Here is a 17552-nt window from a genome sequence, read left to right as displayed (position 1 = left end):
TCGTATACGAAAATTACCACGGACCGGGGGAGGCGTCGGGGACCCAGGAGCCGTGGATGCCCGCGGGGACGCGGTGGGGGAGTTCCACGGTGGCGACGGGGCCGGCCGTGATGTCATGGGCGTCCAGGACGATCAGCTCGGAGGCGTCGCGGCGGAGGTCGCTGACGATGGTCAGCAGATAGCCGTCGTCCTCGCCCCCTCCTCGGCTCCCGGCCGCGGGCACGAACACCGCCTCCCCCGGCATCCGGCCCGGCCCCGTCGGCGCGATCTGCCGGGCTCCGGTGGCCGTGTCGTACTTGACCAGCGCGTACTCCTCCAGGCCGGCCCCGGGGAAGGCGACGGCGTAGGCATAGCGGCTGGGCCGTCCCAGCACGCTGTCGTTGATCGTGGGGAACTCGGTGACCAGGTCGTCCAGCGGCTCCTCCCGCACGCCGCCCGAGGCGGGGTCGAGGATCCAGCGGTGGCGCAGGGAGCCGACCAGCGGGACGGGGGCGTGGCCCGGGGCGCCCGTCCACCACTTCCAGGAGGTCTGCCATGCGGTGCGGTCGTAGCGCGGCCCCTCCACGACGATGCGGCCCGCCGCGTCCTCGTAGGCGTTGGCGATGTGCAGCAGGGCGCCCGGCTCCACCTCGCACCAGGTGACCCGGGGCGGCCCGGTGCGCGGCATGACCCCGATGCGCGGCCGGTAGCCGTCGGACCAGCGGTAGGGGATGCCGGAGCGCTCGGCGGGGTCGAAGACCACCGGCAGGTCCAGCCAGACCACGAAGTGCTCGGTCAGCCCGAAGTCGTGCATCAGCGAGGGCCCCGCCCCCTCGATGGTCTCCTCGCGGACGATGCGGCCGTCGCGGGACGCGACGTAGTAGACGAGATGGGGCGGTAAGGGGGAGTACGAGAAGAAGTGAAGCTCCCCGCTGACCGGATCCTCCTTGGGATGCGCCGTCATGGCCCGGGTCAGCTTTCCCCCGAAGTCGTAGGCGCCGACCGTGGCCAGCTCGGGGGTGAGCTCATAGGGGAGGTTCGCCTCCTGGAGGGCCAGGACGCGGCCCGCGTGCTCGATCACATGGGTGCCGGCGACGCTGGCGGTGAGATCGGCCGCACCGTCCGCCCCCTCGGCCGTGCTCGCCGCCGCGGCCCCCGCACCGCCCGCGGCCGCCTCCACGGCGTCGTGGAGGGCCGGTGTCCGCACCCAGCGGTTGCGGTACCACTCCGCTCTTCCGCCGCGCAGCCGCACCCCGTGCACCATGCCGCTGCCCTTGAACCAGTGCGACGGCACCACCCCTGGCACGGGATTGTGGCCGTTGCGCAGGTAACGGCCGGTCAGCTCGGGCGGGAGGGAGCCGTGGACGGTGAGACCCCAGGCCGTCGCCTCCAGCGCCAAGGGGGCGTAGTGGCCGCTGACATAGGGTTTGCCGCTCATCGCGCGCCCTCCTCGCCGCCCCGGCGGGCACCCTGATCCGCCACCAGGACCACCTTTCCGGCGACGGTGCCGGACTCGGCCAGCCGCATCGCCTCCGCGGCGTCGGTGAGCGGAATCCTCGCCGCCACCAGCGCGGTCAGCTCGCCGCTCGCCAGCAGCGCCAGCACCTGCCCCAGGTCGGCGCGGATCCGGGCCTGGTAGGCCGCCCGCCGCCGCCGTCCGGCCCAGAGGTTGAAGAAGTGCGCCCGCCGGCCGTTCGGCAGCAGGTGCCACAGGGCCAGCCGGGCGAGCAGCTTGAGCACCGGGGCCCGGGACGATCCGGCGACGTCCCGGGTGGCCGCCGTGCCGTAGGAGACCAGCGTGCCGCCGCGGGCGAGCAGCCGGAAGGAGTCGACGATGCCCTCGCCGCCGACGTGGTCGAAGACCGCGTCGACCCCGCCGGGCGCCAGCGCGCGCACCCGGCCGGACAGATCCCGGTCGCGGTAGTCGAGCGGGGTGGCGCCGAGGGCGCGCACCGCGTCGTGATGGCGGGGCGAGGCGGTGCCGATGACCTCGACGCCCGCGAGACGGGCGAGCTGGACCAGAGTGGAGCCCACCCCGCCGTTGGCCCCGTGAACGAGCACGGTCGCCCCGGGGCGCACCTTGGCCACGCGGTGCAGCATCTGCCAGGCCGTGATCCCGTTGACCACCATCGTCTCGGCCTCCGCCGCGCCGACCCCGTCGGGGACCTCCACCAGATCGCCCGCGTCGAGGAGGGCGTGGCTGGCCCAGCCGCCGATCTTCGTGAGCGCCGCGAACCGGCGCCCCCGCAGGGCCGGATCGACCCCGGGGCCGGTGGAGACCACCGTGCCCACCAGGTCATAGCCGGGCACGAAGGGGAACGGCGGCTGGTCGTAGTACTTCCCCCGGCGCATCTGCTGCTCGGCGAAGGAGACCCCCGACGCCTCGACGGCCACCAGCGCCTGCCCGGGACCGGGCTCGGGCAGCGGTCGGGTGCGGAGCTGGAGCCCCTCCGGCTCCACCCGGCCCGGCAGAACGACTTCGGTGAGCATGGTTGACCTCGGTTTTCGTAAGGGCTTCTGGTTCGTGTGATGACTTCTCGTCTTCGTAAGAACTTCTAACCAAACAATGAACCTGTTACTCTCGGTGTGTCAAGTGCGAAGTCGACGATCCGTACGAGAGGCGCGTCCATGGCGACAGCACGGCGAGAGCGCTACCGCAAGCAGACCCGGGAGGAGGCCAAGGCCGTGGCCCTGGCCCAGCTGGCCGAGGCGGGCACGGCGGGCATCTCGGTCAACGCGATCGCGAAGGAAATGGGCATGACAGGCCCCGCGCTCTACCGCTATTTCGCCAGCCGGGACGAGCTGCTGACCGAGCTGATCACCGACGCCTACCGCGATCTGGCCGAGGCCGCGGCCCAGGCCGTCGCCGACGCCGCCCCGGCCGATCGCTTCCGCGCCCTGGCCCGTACCCTGCGCGACTGGGCGAAGCGGCAGCCCGACCGCTATCTGCTCATCTTCGGCACCCCGGTGCCCGGTTACCAGGCACCGCCGGAGACCACCGAGATCGCGGCCGGGCTGATGCGGACCATCCTCGACGCCTGTGCCACCGTCGGGAGTGCCGCCACCGGCAGCGGCGGCGCCGGGAGCGGCGGGCAGCCCCGCACCGAGCTCGAGGCCGAGCTGGCGCGCCATCTGGAGGGCGCGGGCCCCTGGGTGTCCGGCGAGGAGCCCGGCGGCGAGCTGAAGGGCCGCGCGCTGCGCGCCTGGACCCGGCTGCACGGCGTGATCAGCCTGGATCTGCAAGGCCAGTTCACCACCATGGGCTTCGATCCCTCGGTCCTCTTCGAGGCCGAGATCGACGCCCTGATGCGGGGCGGCTGAGGCGCCCCGGTCCGAGCTGCCCGTCCGGCGCGCCCGGCGCACACTGGAAGGACACCGGAGCGCACGGGTGACCGGAGGGCGCGATGGAGGAGCACGCTGAGTTCGACGTGGTCGTGGAGATCCCCGAGGGGTCCCGCAACAAGTACGAGATGGACTTCGAGACCGGCCGCATCCGGCTGGACCGGATGCTGTTCACCTCGACGAAGTACCCGGCCGACTACGGCTTCATCGACCACACCCTCGGCCAGGACGGCGACCCGCTGGACGCCCTCGTCACCGTCGCCGAGCCGACCTTTCCCGGCTGTGTGGTCCTCTGCCGGGCCATCGGCATGTACTGCATGCGCGACGAGAAGGGCCCGGACGAGAAGATCCTCTGCGTCCCGGCCCATGACCCGCGCTATGCCGGTGTCCAGGACATCGGGGACGTCCCCGAATTCGACCGGATGGAGATCACCCACTTCTTCGAGGTCTACAAGGACCTCGAGCCCGGCAAGTCTGTCGAGGGCTCCCACTGGGAGGGCCGCGACCGGGCCTACGCGGAAATAGCCGCCTCCCGCGCCCGAGCGGCCGAAACCGAAGTCGGCCGGCTCCGGCCCTCCTGACAAGCCGGACATGCCGGCCTCGGCGCATCATCGAGCGAATCGGAACCTCACTCCGCTTCAGGTTGTGGAACGCTGTTCTGAGCCAACCCGATAACGGAGGGAGCCGGTCCGGTGAACGACAGCGACCGCGGCGCGGGCCAAGCGGCCCGGCCCAAGCGGGCGGACGCCCGGCGCAACCAGGAGGCCCTGCTCGAGGCGGCCGCCGCCATCTTCGTCACGTCGGGCGTGGAAGCGCCGGTGCGCGACATCGCGGCCAAGGCTGGTGTCGGGACGGCCACGATCTACCGCCACTTCCCGACCCGGGCGGATCTCATCATCGCCGTCTACCGGCACCAGGTGGAGGCCTGCGCCGAGGCCGGTCCGGCCCTGCTGGAGACCAGCGCGACTCCGCACGCCGCCCTGGGGCAGTGGATCGACCTCTTCGTCGACTTCCTGGTCACCAAGCACGGACTCGCCGCCGTGCTCCAGTCCGACAACGCCGGCTTCGACGCGCTGCACGCCTACTTCCTCGACCGCCTCGTGCCCGTGTGCACCCAACTGCTCGACGCCGCGGCCGCCGCCGGCGAGATCCACTCCGATCTGAGGGCCTACGAGCTGATGCGCGGCGTAGGGAACCTCTGCATCGGCGCGGAGAGCGACAGCCACTACGACGCACGTCGACTGGCCCAGCTCCTCATCGCGGGACTGCGCCGACCGCACTGACCACGACCGCACTGACCACCGGCCGCACTGACCACCGGCCGTCTGAGCATCAAGTCCTAAATGTGCATAGATGTCCCATGTGCGGGTAACCCCGGGGTGTGTCCGGCAAGACGTCGCGATGGGGCACGGTGCTGCTGTCCCTCCTCGTCGCCCTGGCGGCGGTGGTGCTCACCGCCGGGGGCGCGCGTGCCGAAACGGACGTGGACAAGATCGGCAAGGCGTTGCGCAGCAACCCGGTGTACGTCGATCCACGAGCCTCCGCCGCGCTGAGCGCCGCGCAGGCGCGCGACCTCGCGGGACACATCCGTGCCGCCGGGGTGCCCGTCTACGTCGCCGTCCTGCCGGACGACCCCGCGTACGGCGGAGAGCGCGTCTTCGGGCGGCTGCGCGCTGCCGTCGACCGCCCCGGCGTCTACGCGGTGGCGCTGGGCTCCTCCTTCGGAGCGGCCTCCGACACCTCGGTGCTGCCCGGACGCACCTCGCAAGCGCTGGCGGAGCGGAACCTGCGGCAGCATCCGCGCGATCTCGCGGCGGTCCTGGAGGGCTTCGTGGCCGACACGGCGGCGGCGATCCACGACCGAACCGGCCAGGGGACCGGCGGCGACCGGGGCGCGCGGGACTCCACCGGCCTGTCGGTGGGGGACGCGGTGGCGGTGCTGATCGTCCTGGCCGCCGTCGGCGGAAGCGGCCTCTACATGCTGCGGCGCACCAACAAGCACCGCCGTGAGCGCGAGCGGGCCGAGCTGGAGCAGGTGCGCGGCGCGGTCGAAGAGGACATCACCGCGTACGGCGAGAAGCTCGGCCGGACCGGCTTCGACCCCGCCGACCCGGCGTCCACCCCCGAGATGGCGGAGGACTACGGCCGCGCCCTGGACGCGTACGACGAGGCCAAGGCCAGGTCGGCCGCCGCCCGGCGGCCCGGGGACATGCGGCCGGTGACCGAGGCGCTGGAGGAGGGCCGCTTCGCACTGGCGATGCTCGACGCCCGCCGCGAGGGCGGCCCGCTGCCCCAGCGGCGCCCTCCGTGCTTCTTCGACCCGCGGCACGGACCATCGGTCCGGGACGTCCCGTGGGCGCCCGCGGGCGGCACTTCGCGCTCCGTCCCCGCCTGCGCCGCCGACGCCACCCGCATCGACGACGGCCTCGATCCGGACGCCCGCACCGTCCCCGTCGGCGGCGACCGGCGACGCCCGTACTGGGAGGCCGGTCCCGCCTACGGACCCTGGGCGAGCGGGTACTTCGGCGGATACGGCTCGATGCTGCTGCCCGGACTGCTGATCGGCACGCTGCTGGGCGGATCCCTCGGCCCCGGCTACGACACCGGTGACTTCGGCGGTGGCTTCGGCGACGGCGGGGACGGTGACTTCGGCGACGGCGGGGGCGGCGACGACTTCGGCGGTGGCTTCGGCGACGGCGGCGGCTTCGACGGTGGTTTCGGCGGCGGCTTCGGGGGAGGCTTCGGCGACGGCGGCTGATCTCCGGGGCTGGATGCGCGGAGTGTGCGCGGTGTCCCGGCGGTGGGGGACGCGCGCCGTATGAGGTGAGCGGTGTGCGCTGGGGGAGCCGCCGAGCGCTGCGCTATCCGGGGTAATTGGGCGGCACCTCTATGGCATTGGCGGCGAGCCGCGCGCCTACTGGTGCTACAGACCGGTGGGTTCCCCATCTGCCGGGGGACGGCGACACGGGGATATCCCCGCGTGGATCGCCGTATGTGCGCACCCCCTAGCCTCCGATGCACCGCCGCGCCCCGCTCCGGGCCCGCGTGGCGGGCGAGGCCCACCACCCTCACCTCACTCGGAGGGCCCAACATGACCACGCCCACGACCACGCCCACGATCACCCTGGTCACGGTGACCCCCACTCCCGCGACGGCCGGACAGTCGGTCACCCTCACCGCCACCGTGATCCCACTGGGTACCGGAACCCCCACCGGTACCGTCACGTTCGTCGTCACCGGCGGCCCCACCCTGACCGGGACGCTGTCGGGCGGGACGACCTCGGTCACCGTCCCCGCCGGGCTGAGCGTCGGCGCCCACGCCGTCCTCGCCAACTACAGCGGTGACACCACCTTCGCCCCCTCCAGCGGCGTTGGCGCCCTCATCGTCCTCCCGTCGGCGACCACGACGTCGGTGACCTCCTCGCCGGACCCCTCGACGGTGGGCCAGTCGGTCACGTTCACCGCCAGCGTCACCCCGGTCGCACCCGGGTCGGGCGTCCCCACCGGGACGGTCACCTTCTTCGTCGGCGGCTCCGGCGGCGGTACGTTCGTCCAGCCGCTGTCGGGCGGTACGGCGACGCTGTCGCTCAGCAACCTGGACGCCGGTACCCACCTGGTGGTTGCCCTCTACAACGGCGACACCAGCTTCCTGCCGTCCTCCGGCACCGACACCCAGACCGTGAACCCCTGACCTGACGCACCGAGCCCCCGCCGCCGCCCATCGGGCGGTGGCGGGGGCTCGGCGAAGACCGCGAGCTTTTCGCTCACACGTCGGCTTACACGTCGAAGTAGAGCTCGAACTCGTGCGGGTGCGGACGCAGCTGGAGCGGCGCGATCTCGTTGGTGCGCTTGTAGTCGATCCAGGTCTCGATCAGGTCGGAGGTGAAGACACCGCCCTGGAGGAGGAACTCGTGGTCGGCCTCGAGGGAGTCGAGGACGGCCGGGAGGGAGGTCGGGACCTGCGGAACGCCCGCGTGCTCCTCGGGGGCGAGCTCGTAGAGGTCCTTGTCGATCGGCTCGGCCGGCTCGATCTTGTTCTTGATGCCGTCCAGGCCCGCGAGCAGCAGGGCCGAGAAGGCCAGGTACGGGTTGCCCGAGGAGTCCGGGGCGCGGAACTCGACGCGCTTGGCCTTCGGGTTGGAGCCGGTGATCGGGATACGCATCGCGGCGGAGCGGTTGCGCTGCGAGTACACCAGGTTGACCGGCGCCTCGAAGCCCGGGACCAGGCGGTGGTAGGAGTTCACCGTCGGGTTGGTGAAGGCCAGCAGCGACGGGGCGTGCTTGAGGATGCCGCCGATGTAGTAGCGGGCGGTGTCCGACAGGCCCGCGTAGCCCTGCTCGTCGTAGAAGAGCGGGGAGCCGTTCTGCCACAGCGACTGGTGGACGTGCATGCCCGAGCCGTTGTCACCGAAGATCGGCTTCGGCATGAAGGTCGCGGTCTTGCCGTTCTTCCACGCGACGTTCTTGACGATGTACTTGAAGAGCTGGAGATCGTCGGCGGCCGCGAGCAGCGTGTTGAACTTGTAGTTGATCTCGGCCTGGCCGGCGGTGCCCACCTCGTGGTGCTGGCGCTCGACCTGGAGGCCGGCCCGCTCCAGCTCCAGGGAGATCTCGGCGCGCAGGTCGGCGAAGTGGTCGACCGGCGGAACCGGGAAGTAACCGCCCTTGTAGCGGACCTTGTAGCCGCGGTTGTCCTCCAGCGCACCGGTGTTCCAGGCGCCCGCCTCGGAGTCGATGTGGTAGAAGGCCTCGTTCGACTTGGTCTCGAAGCGCACGCTGTCGAAGACGTAGAACTCCGCCTCGGGACCGAAGTACGCGGTGTCCGCGATACCGGTGGAGGCGAGGTACGCCTCGGCCTTCTTGGCGATGTTCCGCGGGTCGCGGCTGTACTGCTCACCCGTGATCGGGTCGTGGATGAAGAAGTTGATGTTGAGGGTCTTGTCCCGGCGGAACGGGTCGACCCGCGCCGTGGAAAGGTCCGCGCGCAGGGCCATGTCCGACTCGTGAATCGCCTGGAAACCGCGGATCGACGAACCGTCGAAGGCCAGCTCCTCGTTCGGGTCGAACGCCTCCGCCGGTACGGTGAAGTGCTGCATGACGCCGGGAAGGTCACAGAAGCGGACGTCGACGAACTTGACGTCCTCGTCCGAGATGAACTTCCGAGCGTCGTCGGCGTTCTGGAACATCCAACTCCTCCTAGCCCGGCCGCGGGGGGACGGGGATTCGTTCGGTCGCGCGGTCCTGTGCGGTGGCGCGCTTCGCCGACCATAGGCAGCCGGGATTTCCCGTGCATGACCCATTTGTTTCACCCAGGTTAACCGGCTCAGGGGTGGTTGCGGGGGCTTCGCGGCAGGTGAATAGGCGCCGCACGGGATCGGCGGAAGCCGATGGGGAGGGGCCCGGCCCGGGAAACGTATGCGGTCGCAGTAACGTGGACGGGTGGACAAGAGGCAAGCAATCGGATCGTGGCTTTCCGGGCCCCGCGCGGCCGCCGAGGACATGGGTGTCGAATTCGGCTACCGGGGAGAGGGCCTCGGGCTTCCCGAGAGCGGACCGGGCGCCATAGCGCCACTGGGGCGCCGCTTCGGGGCGCTCTTCATCGACTGGGCCCTGTGCCTCCTCGTCTCCTACGCCCTGCTGTCCGGCCGCGATGCGCGGGCCGCCGGTAACTGGGCCCTGCTCGTCTTCCTGGTGCTGAGCCTGATCACCGTGGGCACCGTCGGCGCCACCCCCGGCAAGCTGCTGCTCAGGCTGCGGGTCATCGGCGAGGGCGGAGTGCGGCTGAGCCTGCCGCGGGCCGTCCTGCGCAGTGTGCTGGTGGTGCTCGTCATCCCGGCCGTGGTCTGGGACCGCGACACCCGCGGACTGCACGACCGGCTCTCCCGCTCGGTGCAGATCAGGGTCTGAGGCCCGCCCCGCGCGGATCGCCGAGGCCCGCCCCGCGCAGGCCGGCCGTCCGGCTTCCGATTACATACAATGCGCGGATTACATACGACCCGTAAACGCACAGAAACGGCGGCCCGGAATCGATATCCGGGCCGCCGTCTCGTATGCGTTGTCCGTGCGGTGACGGGGAGTGCTCAGCGCCCCTTCGGCATCCGCATGCCCTTCGGCATCGGGCCCTTGGGAATCGGCATGTTGCTCATCAGGTCGCCCAGTGCGCGCAGTCGGTCGTTCACCACCGTGACCTGTGCGCCCGGCAGCACCCGGGGAAGCTTCAGCAGTGTGGTGCGCAGCTTCTTGATCTCCACCTGGCCCTCGCCGGAGCCCACCATCACATCGTGGACCGGAACGTCCGCGACGATGCGCGCCATCTTCCGCTTCTCGGCGGCCAGCATGCTCTTGAGCCGGTTCGGGTTGCCCTCGGCGACCAGCACGATGCCCGCCTTGCCCACCGCGCGGTGGATGACGTCCTGGTTGCGGTTCATGGCCACCGCGGGGGTCACCGACCAGCCGCGGCCCACGTTCTCCAGCACCGCCGCCGCCGCGCCCGGCTGGCCCTCCATCTGTCCGAAGGCGGCCCGCTCGGCACGGCGGCCGAAAATGATCGCCATCGCGAGGAAAGCCAGGACGAAGCCCAGGATGCCAAGGAAGATCGGGTGGCCGATCCAGAAGCCGATCGCGAGAAGGACACCGAAGGTGACAATCCCCACGCCGGCGACGACAAGACCGACCTTCGAGTCGACCCGCTTGGTCATCTTGTAGGTCAGGGCGATCTGCTTCAGCCGCCCGGGGTTCTCGGATGTTTCCTTCCTCGCCATACAGCGAAGTTTACGTGGCTTGGGAAGCCCCGGTGGACACGGCCTCCAGCACATGTTCCGCCTCGTGCCGGTCCTTGGCCCGGCGGCGGTCCTCGAGCACCGCCGTCCAGGCGTTGCGGCGGGCGGTGCGCTGCCCGCCGCGCAGCAGCAGGGCCTCCAGGACGAGGAGCGCGTCGGTGACGGACGGGCGTACGGGCGCAGCCGGCATGGGTACCCCTCGGAAGCGGCGGATGATCGTGACGCACAACCTATGAGCGGTGCGTGGCTTAATCGTTACCCAATGGTGTTACCAGTGCGTGACTGGGCGGTCAAACACCGATGAATCCCCGCTGCGGCCCGTATGGCGCCCGTGACCTGCGACGTTGTCGGAGCCTTCGGACATGTGTGTGCCCGCAATCACATAACGTGTTGCTCACACCGGACGAAGGCGGTGACGGACGGTGACCTCAGACCGCCTGGGAGGCCACCGCGACATTGCGCCGCTCGATGGCCTGCTGGTACAGACGGCCGGCCCGGTACGAGGAGCGGACCAGCGGACCGGACATCACACCCGCGTAGCCGATCTCCTCCGCCTCCTCCTTCAGCTCCACGAACTCCTGGGGCTTGACCCAGCGCTCCACCGGGTGGTGCCGGGCGGACGGCCGCAGGTACTGGGTGATGGTGATCAGCTCGCAGCCCGCGTCATGGAGGTCCTGAAGCGCCTGGCTGATCTCCTCGCGCTCCTCGCCCATGCCCAGGATCAGGTTGGACTTGGTGACCAGACCCGCCTCACGCGCCTTGGTGATCACCTCGAGCGAGCGCTCGTAGCGGAAGCCGGGGCGGATCCGCTTGAAGATCCGCGGCACCGTCTCGACGTTGTGCGCGAGCACCTCGGGACGGGCCGAGAAGACCTCGGCGAGCTGCTCGGGGACCGCGTTGAAGTCCGGGATCAGCAGCTCCACACCGGTGTCCGGCATCAGGGAGTGGATCTGGCGCACGGTCTCCGCGTACAGCCAGGCGCCGCCGTCCTCGAGGTCGTCACGGGCCACACCGGTGATGGTCGCGTACTTCAGCTCCATCGTGCGTACGGATTCGGCCACCCGGCGCGGCTCGTCCCGGTCCAGCGCCTGCGGCTTGCCGGTGTCGATCTGGCAGAAGTCGCAGCGCCGGGTGCACTGGTCGCCGCCGATGAGGAAGGTCGCCTCGCGGTCCTCCCAGCACTCGTAGATGTTCGGACAGCCCGCCTCCTGGCACACGGTGTGCAGGCCCTCCCGCTTCACCAGGCCGTGCAGCTCGGTGTACTCGGGGCCCATCTTCGCCCGGGTCTTGATCCACTCGGGCTTGCGCTCGATGGGGGTCTGGCTGTTCCGGACCTCCAGGCGCAGCATCTTGCGACCGTCGGGTGCGACTGCGGACACGTCCGGCACTCCTCTTTGCTTGGCTCTGCTGGGCGGCTCGGCGCGGCGAGTTCGCCGACGGGATTGTGGGTCGTCGGCGGTCACCAGGGTACGCCCGTGGTTCGTACGGATTTACGTCCAGGGCAACCGAAGGCGGCCAGGACGCATTCCCGCCGCGGGCCGGACCGCCCGCGGCGGCGGGGAAGGCCGGACCCGCGGCGGCGGGGGAGGGTCAGACCGCCCGCGGCAGCGGCACGGAGGACTCCAGGACCTCCCGCAGATGCCTCTCGACGACCGGGACCACCTCGGCCACCGGTACGTCCCGGCCCAGCTCCTCGGAGAGCGAGGTCACGCCCGCGTCCCGGATGCCGCACGGCACGATCCGGTCGAACCAGGTGTTGTCCGGATTGCAGTTGAGCGAGAAGCCGTGCATGGACACGCCCTTGGCGATGCGCACCCCGATGGCGGCGAGCTTGCGGTCCTCACGGCGCTGCCCGGCGTTGGACGGGGCGTACTCCGGGCCGTTCAGCCGCGGGTCGAACTCCTCGTCCGCCAGCCGCGGGTCGAAGTCCAGCTTCAGCCCGCCGAGGGCGGGGCGCTGCTCCACCGGGTCGCCCAGCACCCACACCCCGCTGCGGCCCTCCACCCGGGTGGTCGCCACGCCGAACTCCGCGCAGGTGCGCAGCAGCGCCTCCTCCAGGCGGCGGACGTGCGCGATGACGTCCACCGGGCGCGGCAGCTTGAGGATCGGGTAGCCGACCAGCTGACCGGGGCCATGCCAGGTGATCTTGCCGCCGCGGTCCACGTCCACCACGGGGGTGCCGTCCAGGGGGCGCTCACTGTCGGCCGTGCGCCGCCCCGCCGTGTAGACCGGCGGATGCTCCAGCAGCAGGCAGGTGTCGGGGATCTCGTCCGCGAAGCGGGCGGCGTGCACCCGGCGCTGCTCCTGCCACGCCTCCTGGTAGTCCACGGCGTCCGCCCCGAAGCCCAGGTGGACGTAGGCCAGTGCCGGTGAACCGGGGACCGGCCCCGGGGAAGACGTGGTCACGGCGGTCACGACAAGCTCCTTCTCGGCCCGCGTTCGATGAGGTGGCGACGCCTCGCGGTGACGCCTCAGCCACTGTACGACCGTGTGCCGTTACGTCCTCACTCGGCTCGTTCTCACACGATCGGATGAATGGAGGCCGACGGGCGCGATCAGCCCTCGAGCGGCGGTTACATTCGCGCCGTTCCACAGAGCGATCAGGGAGACCGGCAGGCTGATGACGGAACAACCCCCGCAGCGCATCCCCAATCGTCAGCTCGCCGCGCTCATCGCCGAGGCGGGCTTCTCCAACGCAGGGCTCGCCCGGCGGGTGGACCAGCTCGGGCTGGAGCACGGTCTGGACCTGCGGTACGACAAGACATCGGTGACGCGGTGGCTGCGCGGACAGCAGCCGCGCGGCACCACCCCGGCGCTGATCGCCGAGGTGTTCACCCGGCGCCTCGGACGCCGGCTGACCGCCCAGGACCTGGGCCTGGACGCGTGTGCGCCGGTCTACGCGGGGCTGGAGTTCGCCGCCACCCCGCAGGAGGCGGTGGACATCGTCAGCGGGCTGTGGCGCAAGGACTCCGGCAGCCATGCGGAGCTGCGGAAGATCGCCTTCACCCCGGCGGGGCTCGTCGTCCCCAGCCGCGACTGGCTGATCGGCCGGCCCGACGACCGGGTGGCGCGCGGTGAGCCGACGGCGGGCGGCCCGACGGGCGGCCCGGCTCCCGGACCGGGGCTCGCCCCCGCCCAGAGCCGGGCGCCGCTGCCCCGCCAGCGCCGGCCCGACCGCGACCGGCGCGCGGCGGGCCACCGGGTGACCTCCGGCGACATCGCGGCCCTGCGCTCGGTCGGCGAGCTGTTCGGCGCGCTGGACCAGACGTACGGCGGCGGGCACGCCCGGCAGGCCCTGGTGCGCTACCTCGAGCACGAGGGCGAGCCCATGCTGCGCGGCACCTACAACGAGGCCACCGGGCGGCGGCTGTTCGGCGCGATCGCCGATCTGACCCGGCTGGCCGGATGGACCTCGTACGACATCGCCGCGCACGGTCTGGCCCAGCGCTACTTCGTCCAGGCGCTGCGGCTGGCCCAGGCGGCCGGCGACCGTCCGTACGGCGGCTATGTGCTGGTGACGATGAGCCGCCAGGCCGTCTATCTGGGCCATGGGCGGGAGGCCGTGCAGCTGGCCAGGGTGGCCCAGCAGGGAGTGGGCGGCGGCGCCCCGCCGGTGCTCCAGTCGCTGCTGCACGCGGTCGAGGCGCGCGGCCACGGCATCCTGGGCGAGGTGCGCGCCTGCACCGCCTCGCTCGCCCGCGCCGAGCGTGCGCTGGAGGCGGCACGGCCGGGGGACGAGGTGCCGTACTGGGCCCGGCTCTTCGACGAGGCACAGCTGGCCGACGAGTTCGGCCACTGCCACCGTGATCTCCAGCAGTACCGCGCCGCCGCCCAGCACGCCGAGCGCGCCCTGCGACTGCGCGGCGCCGGGTTCGCCCGCAGCCGGCTGTTCTGCCGGGTGGTGCTGGCGACGGCGCGACTGGGCCTCGGCGAACTGGAGCAGGCGTGCCAGCTGGGAGCGGAGGCGGCGCAGCAGGCGTCGGAGATGCGCTCGGTACGGGCGCTGGAGTACGTACGGGACTTCGAACGCCGCCTGGAACCGTACCGGGACGCGGCGCCGGTACGGGGCTACCGGGAACGGGTGGCGGCGCTGGGGTAGTGGGTGGGGCCGGTCGGTTCGGGCGTGTTGTCGGCGGTTGCCGGGTCGGTGTCCGGGCGGGGTGTGGCGTGCGTCGGCGCCCCGTGGCCGGCCGCTGACCGGGGCGGCCGGGCCGACCCCGGGTCCGCCTCGGGACGGACGTCGCCGCCCGCTGTCCGTCGCCCGGGGCCCGGTCGGCCCCCGAGGGGGCGGCGGATCAGGCCGCCGCGGCGGGCAGGGAGCCGGAGCCGGTGCCGGAACCCGCGCCCGTCCCGGAGCCCGGAGGTGCGCCGAAGTCGCTGAGCACCGCGCGGGCGGCCCGCCGGCCGGAGGCCAGGGCGCCCTGCACCGTGCTGGAGTCCCGGTGGTCGCCGCATACGTACAGCCCCGACAGCAGCCGCACCGGGCGGCGCGGATCGTGCGGGGCGGGCATGGCCGGGACCGCGTACGGGTCGTGGTGCGCGGCCAGCAGCTCCCAGCCGGTCGTCGACGTCCCGTACACCGCCGCCAGCTGGGTCCTGACGGCCCGGTCGAGCTCGGCGGTCGGCAGCGCGGCGGCGGTGCCCAGCACCGTGGAGGTGATCAGCACCCGGCCGGGCGGGGTGCGCGAGGGGTCGACCTCGCTGGCCACCGTGGTGTGCGCGACCGGGCCCCGGCCGCCCGCCGCGAGTATCAGCGCGGGCTCGCGCAGCGGCGGCCGGCCGGCGGTGTGGTGCACCACGGTCATCGGGTGGAAGGCCGGCACCCGCAGTCCGGGCAGGAGTTCCGCCGCGTCATGCGCCCCGGTGGCCACCAGCACCGCACGGCAGCCGATCTCGCCGTGTTCGGCGGTGGCCACGGCGGTGGTGGAGGCCGATACGGCCCGGACGCCCGTACGGACCGTCCCCGGCGGCAACGCGGCCGCCAGCAGTTCGGGGACGGTGGACGCGCCGCCCGCCGGGAGGCAGAGGCGGCCGCGTGCGTAGCCGCGCAGCGCGAGGTCGGCGCAGCGGCTGGAGGTGGTGAGGTCCGGGTCGCTGAGCAGCGAGACGAGCAGCGGACGCAGCACCCCCTCGACCGTACGAGCAGGTAGGCCCCGCCCCCCCAGGGTCTCGGAGACCGGCCGGTCGGGGCGGGCGAGCAGGCGGTCCGCGGGCAGGGCGGCGAGCCTGCCGAGCGCGGCACCGAGTCGGGCCTGGTCGAGCCCGCTGCCGAGCGGCGCGCGGGCGGCGTTCGCGAGGGCGCGTGCCGTGGTGAATGCGCCCCTCATGCTCCGGGGCGTGTCCACCCGTTGCGTACGGCCCTCGCTGTGGACCAGCACCCCCTGGGCGAAGGGGCGCAGGGCGAGGGCGCCGAGCCCTGGAGTGCGCCGCAGCTCCGGGAACGAGGTGTTCATCAAATGGCCGGTGCGATCCAGCCGGAAGCCGTCGACGGTGTCGGTCGTCATCCGTCCGCCCACGCGGGGCGCGGCCTCCAGGACCGTGACCGCCACTCCCGCGGCGGTCAGCCGATGAGCCGCGGCCAGCCCCGCGAGCCCGGCGCCCACGATGACGACGTCCGTGCGGTGCGCGTGCTCGAGCACGTGTCCTCCCCGAGGTCGGTGCGTCCGTCACGGGGGCTGCTGCCCCGACCGGCGGCCCGGATGCGTACCGTCCCGCCCAACGTCTCGGCGGGACGGTACTTGACAGTACGGACAAAAACGGTCGATGCCAGACGCGCATCGACCGGGCACGGGCGCACGCCGGTCGCACATTGCCGCCGGGGGGTGCGCGACCGGGGCCCGAGGGGTACGCGACCGGGGTTCAGAAGATGCTGGACCGGGATGCGAGAGGTGCTCGACCGGGGTTCGAGAGGCGCTCGACCGGGGTTCGAAGGATGCGCTACCGGAACCCGAGGGCCGTCAACTCTCCTACGTCAGCGCCGCCTTGATGGCATCGTCCACTCGCGGGTGGGCGAAGGAGAAGCCGGAGTCCAGGAGGCGGCGGGGGACGGCCCGGACGCTGCCGAGGACATCGCCGGACATCTCACCGAGCGCGATCCGGAGGGCGGGGGCTGGGACGGTGAAGAGCGTGGGGCGGCGCAGCACGCGGCCCATGGCCGCCGTCACCTCGCGGTTGGTGACCGGTGTCGGCGCGGTGAGGTTGACCGGGCCGGTCAGCTCGGGCGTGTCGAGGACATGGCGCAGCGCGGCGATGTGGTCCCGCAGCGCGATGAAGCTCCAGTACTGGCGGCCGTTGCCCATCCGCCCGCCGAGCCCCAGCTTGAACAGCGGGAAGAGCCGGCCCCACGCCCCGCCCTCGGCGGAGATCACCAGACCGGTCCGGGCGAAGACCGTACGGATGCCCGCCTCCTGCGCGGCGGCCGCCGCCTCCTCCCACTCCTGGCAGAGATCCGGGAGGAAACCGTGGCCGGGGGGCGCACTCTCATCGACCGCGCGCTCCCCGGTGTCACCGTAGAACCCGATCGCGCTCCCGCTCACCAGCACCCGGGGCGGAACGTCCAGCGAGGCGATCGCCTCGGCGATGGCCGCCGTGCCCAGCACCCGGCTGTCCCGGATCTCCTTCTTGTACGCCTCGGTCCAGCGGCGGTCGCCGACGCCCGCGCCCGCGAGATGGACCACGGCGTCACAGCCCATCAGCCCGGCGGTGTCCACCCACTGCCGTCGTGGGTCCCACTCCACCTCGTCCTCCGCCCGTGGCGGGCGCCGCACCAGGCGCACCACCTGGTGGCCGTCCTCGCGCAGCGAGCGGACGAGAGCCGTGCCGATGAGCCCGGACGAGCCGGTGACCGCGATACGCATGGCACCATCCTGCCCTCGATCATCCAGAGGGATGTCGTGTCCGTGCCCGTCAGGCCCGGAACCGCTCCCACAGCTGGGGATACCGCTCCGCCAGTACCGCCTCGTTCTCGAAGTCGCCGGGCTCCCCGATCGGTTCACCGGGTGCCGGGGCGATCTCCAGCGCCGGCAGAGGAGCCCCGGTCAGCCGCTCATACGCCTCGTCCGCCGCGAACCCCAGGTCCTCGCAGTCGCCGTCCACCTGGTCGTCGAAGTCCTCCAGCAGTTCGGCGAGCGCGTCCGGATCGTGCAGCGCGCCCTCGAAGACCTCCCGCCCCTGGCCGATCAGCCAGTAGCGGAACGACTCGAAGGCGTCGTCGTCGACCCCGCCGAGCAGCACCCACGCGGCGCCCCACAGATCCCAGCGGTACGCCCGGTTGGAGCGGGCCTCGAAGTGCCGGGCGAAGTCCAGCACCGCGTCGGGGTCGAGCTGTGACAGCTGCTCGACGAGCAGGTCGGACTGCTCCTCGGGGTCGCCCTCCGCGGCCTCCCGAGCGCTGTCGACCAGCCCCCAGAACTCCGTCTCGTCCATCATCACGGGATCAGGATCGGCCCTCCC

17 protein-coding genes are annotated in these 17552 nt (G+C 72.2%); 7 read left to right on the top strand and 10 right to left on the bottom strand.

The genetic code is table 11. The annotated features are described in order from the left end of the window. Positions 1 to 13: 13 nt before the first annotated feature. The gene (locus N6H00_RS11795; RefSeq protein WP_268971586.1) at positions 14 to 1417 is read right to left on the bottom strand and encodes a carotenoid oxygenase family protein; all 1404 of its coding nucleotides are present in this window, start codon (positions 1415 to 1417) and stop codon (positions 14 to 16) included. After that, on the bottom strand, positions 1414 to 2469 hold the full coding sequence (locus tag N6H00_RS11790; protein WP_268971585.1) for a medium chain dehydrogenase/reductase family protein: 1056 nt from the start codon (positions 2467 to 2469) through the stop codon (positions 1414 to 1416). Before N6H00_RS11790 ends, N6H00_RS11795 begins: the two co-directional genes overlap by 4 nt. Positions 2470 to 2607: 138 nt before the next feature. Between N6H00_RS11790 and N6H00_RS11785 the strand changes: the two genes are divergently transcribed. The 5 genes from N6H00_RS11785 (at position 2608) to N6H00_RS11765 (ending at position 7012) form a co-directional block, all read left to right on the top strand. Next, positions 2608 to 3300, top strand: coding sequence for a TetR/AcrR family transcriptional regulator (locus N6H00_RS11785; protein ID WP_268971584.1), 693 nt, complete (start codon positions 2608 to 2610; stop codon positions 3298 to 3300). A gap of 83 nt (positions 3301 to 3383) precedes the next feature. Continuing rightward, positions 3384 to 3902 (top strand): inorganic diphosphatase, encoded by a 519-nt coding sequence (locus tag N6H00_RS11780; RefSeq protein ID WP_268971583.1) that lies wholly within the window; start codon positions 3384 to 3386, stop codon positions 3900 to 3902. Between the two features lie 111 nt (positions 3903 to 4013). After that, positions 4014 to 4604, top strand: coding sequence for a TetR/AcrR family transcriptional regulator (locus tag N6H00_RS11775; protein ID WP_268971582.1), 591 nt, complete (start codon positions 4014 to 4016; stop codon positions 4602 to 4604). 98 nt (positions 4605 to 4702) lie between these two features. Continuing rightward, positions 4703 to 6079, top strand: coding sequence for a hypothetical protein (locus N6H00_RS11770; protein WP_268971581.1), 1377 nt, complete (start codon positions 4703 to 4705; stop codon positions 6077 to 6079). 333 nt (positions 6080 to 6412) lie between these two features. Further along, on the top strand, positions 6413 to 7012 hold the full coding sequence (locus N6H00_RS11765) for an Ig-like domain-containing protein (protein WP_268971580.1): 600 nt from the start codon (positions 6413 to 6415) through the stop codon (positions 7010 to 7012). An 85-nt stretch (positions 7013 to 7097) separates the two neighbouring features. Here the strand turns inward: N6H00_RS11765 and glnA are convergent, their stop codons facing one another. Continuing rightward, positions 7098 to 8507, bottom strand: a complete 1410-nt coding sequence (gene glnA / locus N6H00_RS11760; RefSeq protein ID WP_268971579.1) for a type I glutamate--ammonia ligase — start codon at positions 8505 to 8507, stop codon at positions 7098 to 7100. 253 nt (positions 8508 to 8760) lie between these two features. Between glnA and N6H00_RS11755 the strand changes: the two genes are divergently transcribed. Then, positions 8761 to 9228 carry an RDD family protein gene (locus N6H00_RS11755; RefSeq protein ID WP_268971578.1) on the top strand — a complete coding sequence of 156 codons (468 nt, stop codon included), beginning with the start codon at positions 8761 to 8763 and terminating at the stop codon, positions 9226 to 9228. A 173-nt stretch (positions 9229 to 9401) separates the two neighbouring features. Here N6H00_RS11755 and N6H00_RS11750 read toward each other — a convergent pair whose 3' ends face one another. The 4 genes from N6H00_RS11750 to lipB form a co-directional block, all read right to left on the bottom strand. Then, positions 9402 to 10082 (bottom strand): DUF4191 domain-containing protein, encoded by a 681-nt coding sequence (locus N6H00_RS11750; RefSeq protein ID WP_268971577.1) that lies wholly within the window; start codon positions 10080 to 10082, stop codon positions 9402 to 9404. A 10-nt stretch (positions 10083 to 10092) separates the two neighbouring features. Further along, entirely contained in the window at positions 10093 to 10290 is a 198-nt protein-coding gene (locus tag N6H00_RS11745) for an SCO2195 family GlnR-regulated protein (RefSeq protein ID WP_268971576.1), read from the bottom strand. 238 nt (positions 10291 to 10528) lie between these two features. Continuing rightward, on the bottom strand, positions 10529 to 11479 hold the full coding sequence (gene lipA / locus N6H00_RS11740; RefSeq protein ID WP_268971575.1) for a lipoyl synthase: 951 nt from the start codon (positions 11477 to 11479) through the stop codon (positions 10529 to 10531). A gap of 211 nt (positions 11480 to 11690) precedes the next feature. Continuing rightward, on the bottom strand, positions 11691 to 12515 hold the full coding sequence (gene lipB, locus N6H00_RS11735) for a lipoyl(octanoyl) transferase LipB (RefSeq protein WP_268971574.1): 825 nt from the start codon (positions 12513 to 12515) through the stop codon (positions 11691 to 11693). 205 nt (positions 12516 to 12720) lie between these two features. On the opposite strand from lipB, the gene N6H00_RS11730 reads away from it, so the two are divergent. Beyond that, entirely contained in the window at positions 12721 to 14199 is a 1479-nt protein-coding gene (locus N6H00_RS11730; protein ID WP_268971573.1) for a regulator, read from the top strand. A 196-nt stretch (positions 14200 to 14395) separates the two neighbouring features. Here the strand turns inward: N6H00_RS11730 and N6H00_RS11725 are convergent, their stop codons facing one another. The 3 genes from N6H00_RS11725 to N6H00_RS11715 all read right to left on the bottom strand — a co-directional run bounded on the left by N6H00_RS11725 (position 14396) and on the right by N6H00_RS11715 (position 17528). Next, the gene (locus N6H00_RS11725; protein WP_268971572.1) at positions 14396 to 15739 is read right to left on the bottom strand and encodes an NAD(P)/FAD-dependent oxidoreductase; all 1344 of its coding nucleotides are present in this window, start codon (positions 15737 to 15739) and stop codon (positions 14396 to 14398) included. A gap of 327 nt (positions 15740 to 16066) precedes the next feature. Next, entirely contained in the window at positions 16067 to 16957 is an 891-nt protein-coding gene (locus N6H00_RS11720; RefSeq protein ID WP_268971571.1) for a TIGR01777 family oxidoreductase, read from the bottom strand. Positions 16958 to 17006: 49 nt separating this feature from the next. Then, complete coding sequence (locus N6H00_RS11715; protein ID WP_268976929.1) at positions 17007 to 17528, bottom strand: DUF4240 domain-containing protein; 522 nt, start codon at positions 17526 to 17528, stop codon at positions 17007 to 17009. Between the last annotated feature and the right edge of the window lie 24 nt (positions 17529 to 17552).

It is taken from the genome of Streptomyces sp. S465, from assembly GCF_026898115.1.
GTDB lineage: Bacteria > Actinomycetota > Actinomycetes > Streptomycetales > Streptomycetaceae > Streptomyces > Streptomyces luomodiensis.
The sequence above is the reverse complement of the archived record's forward strand: the minus strand, read 5'-3'. Positions and strand labels throughout refer to the sequence as shown.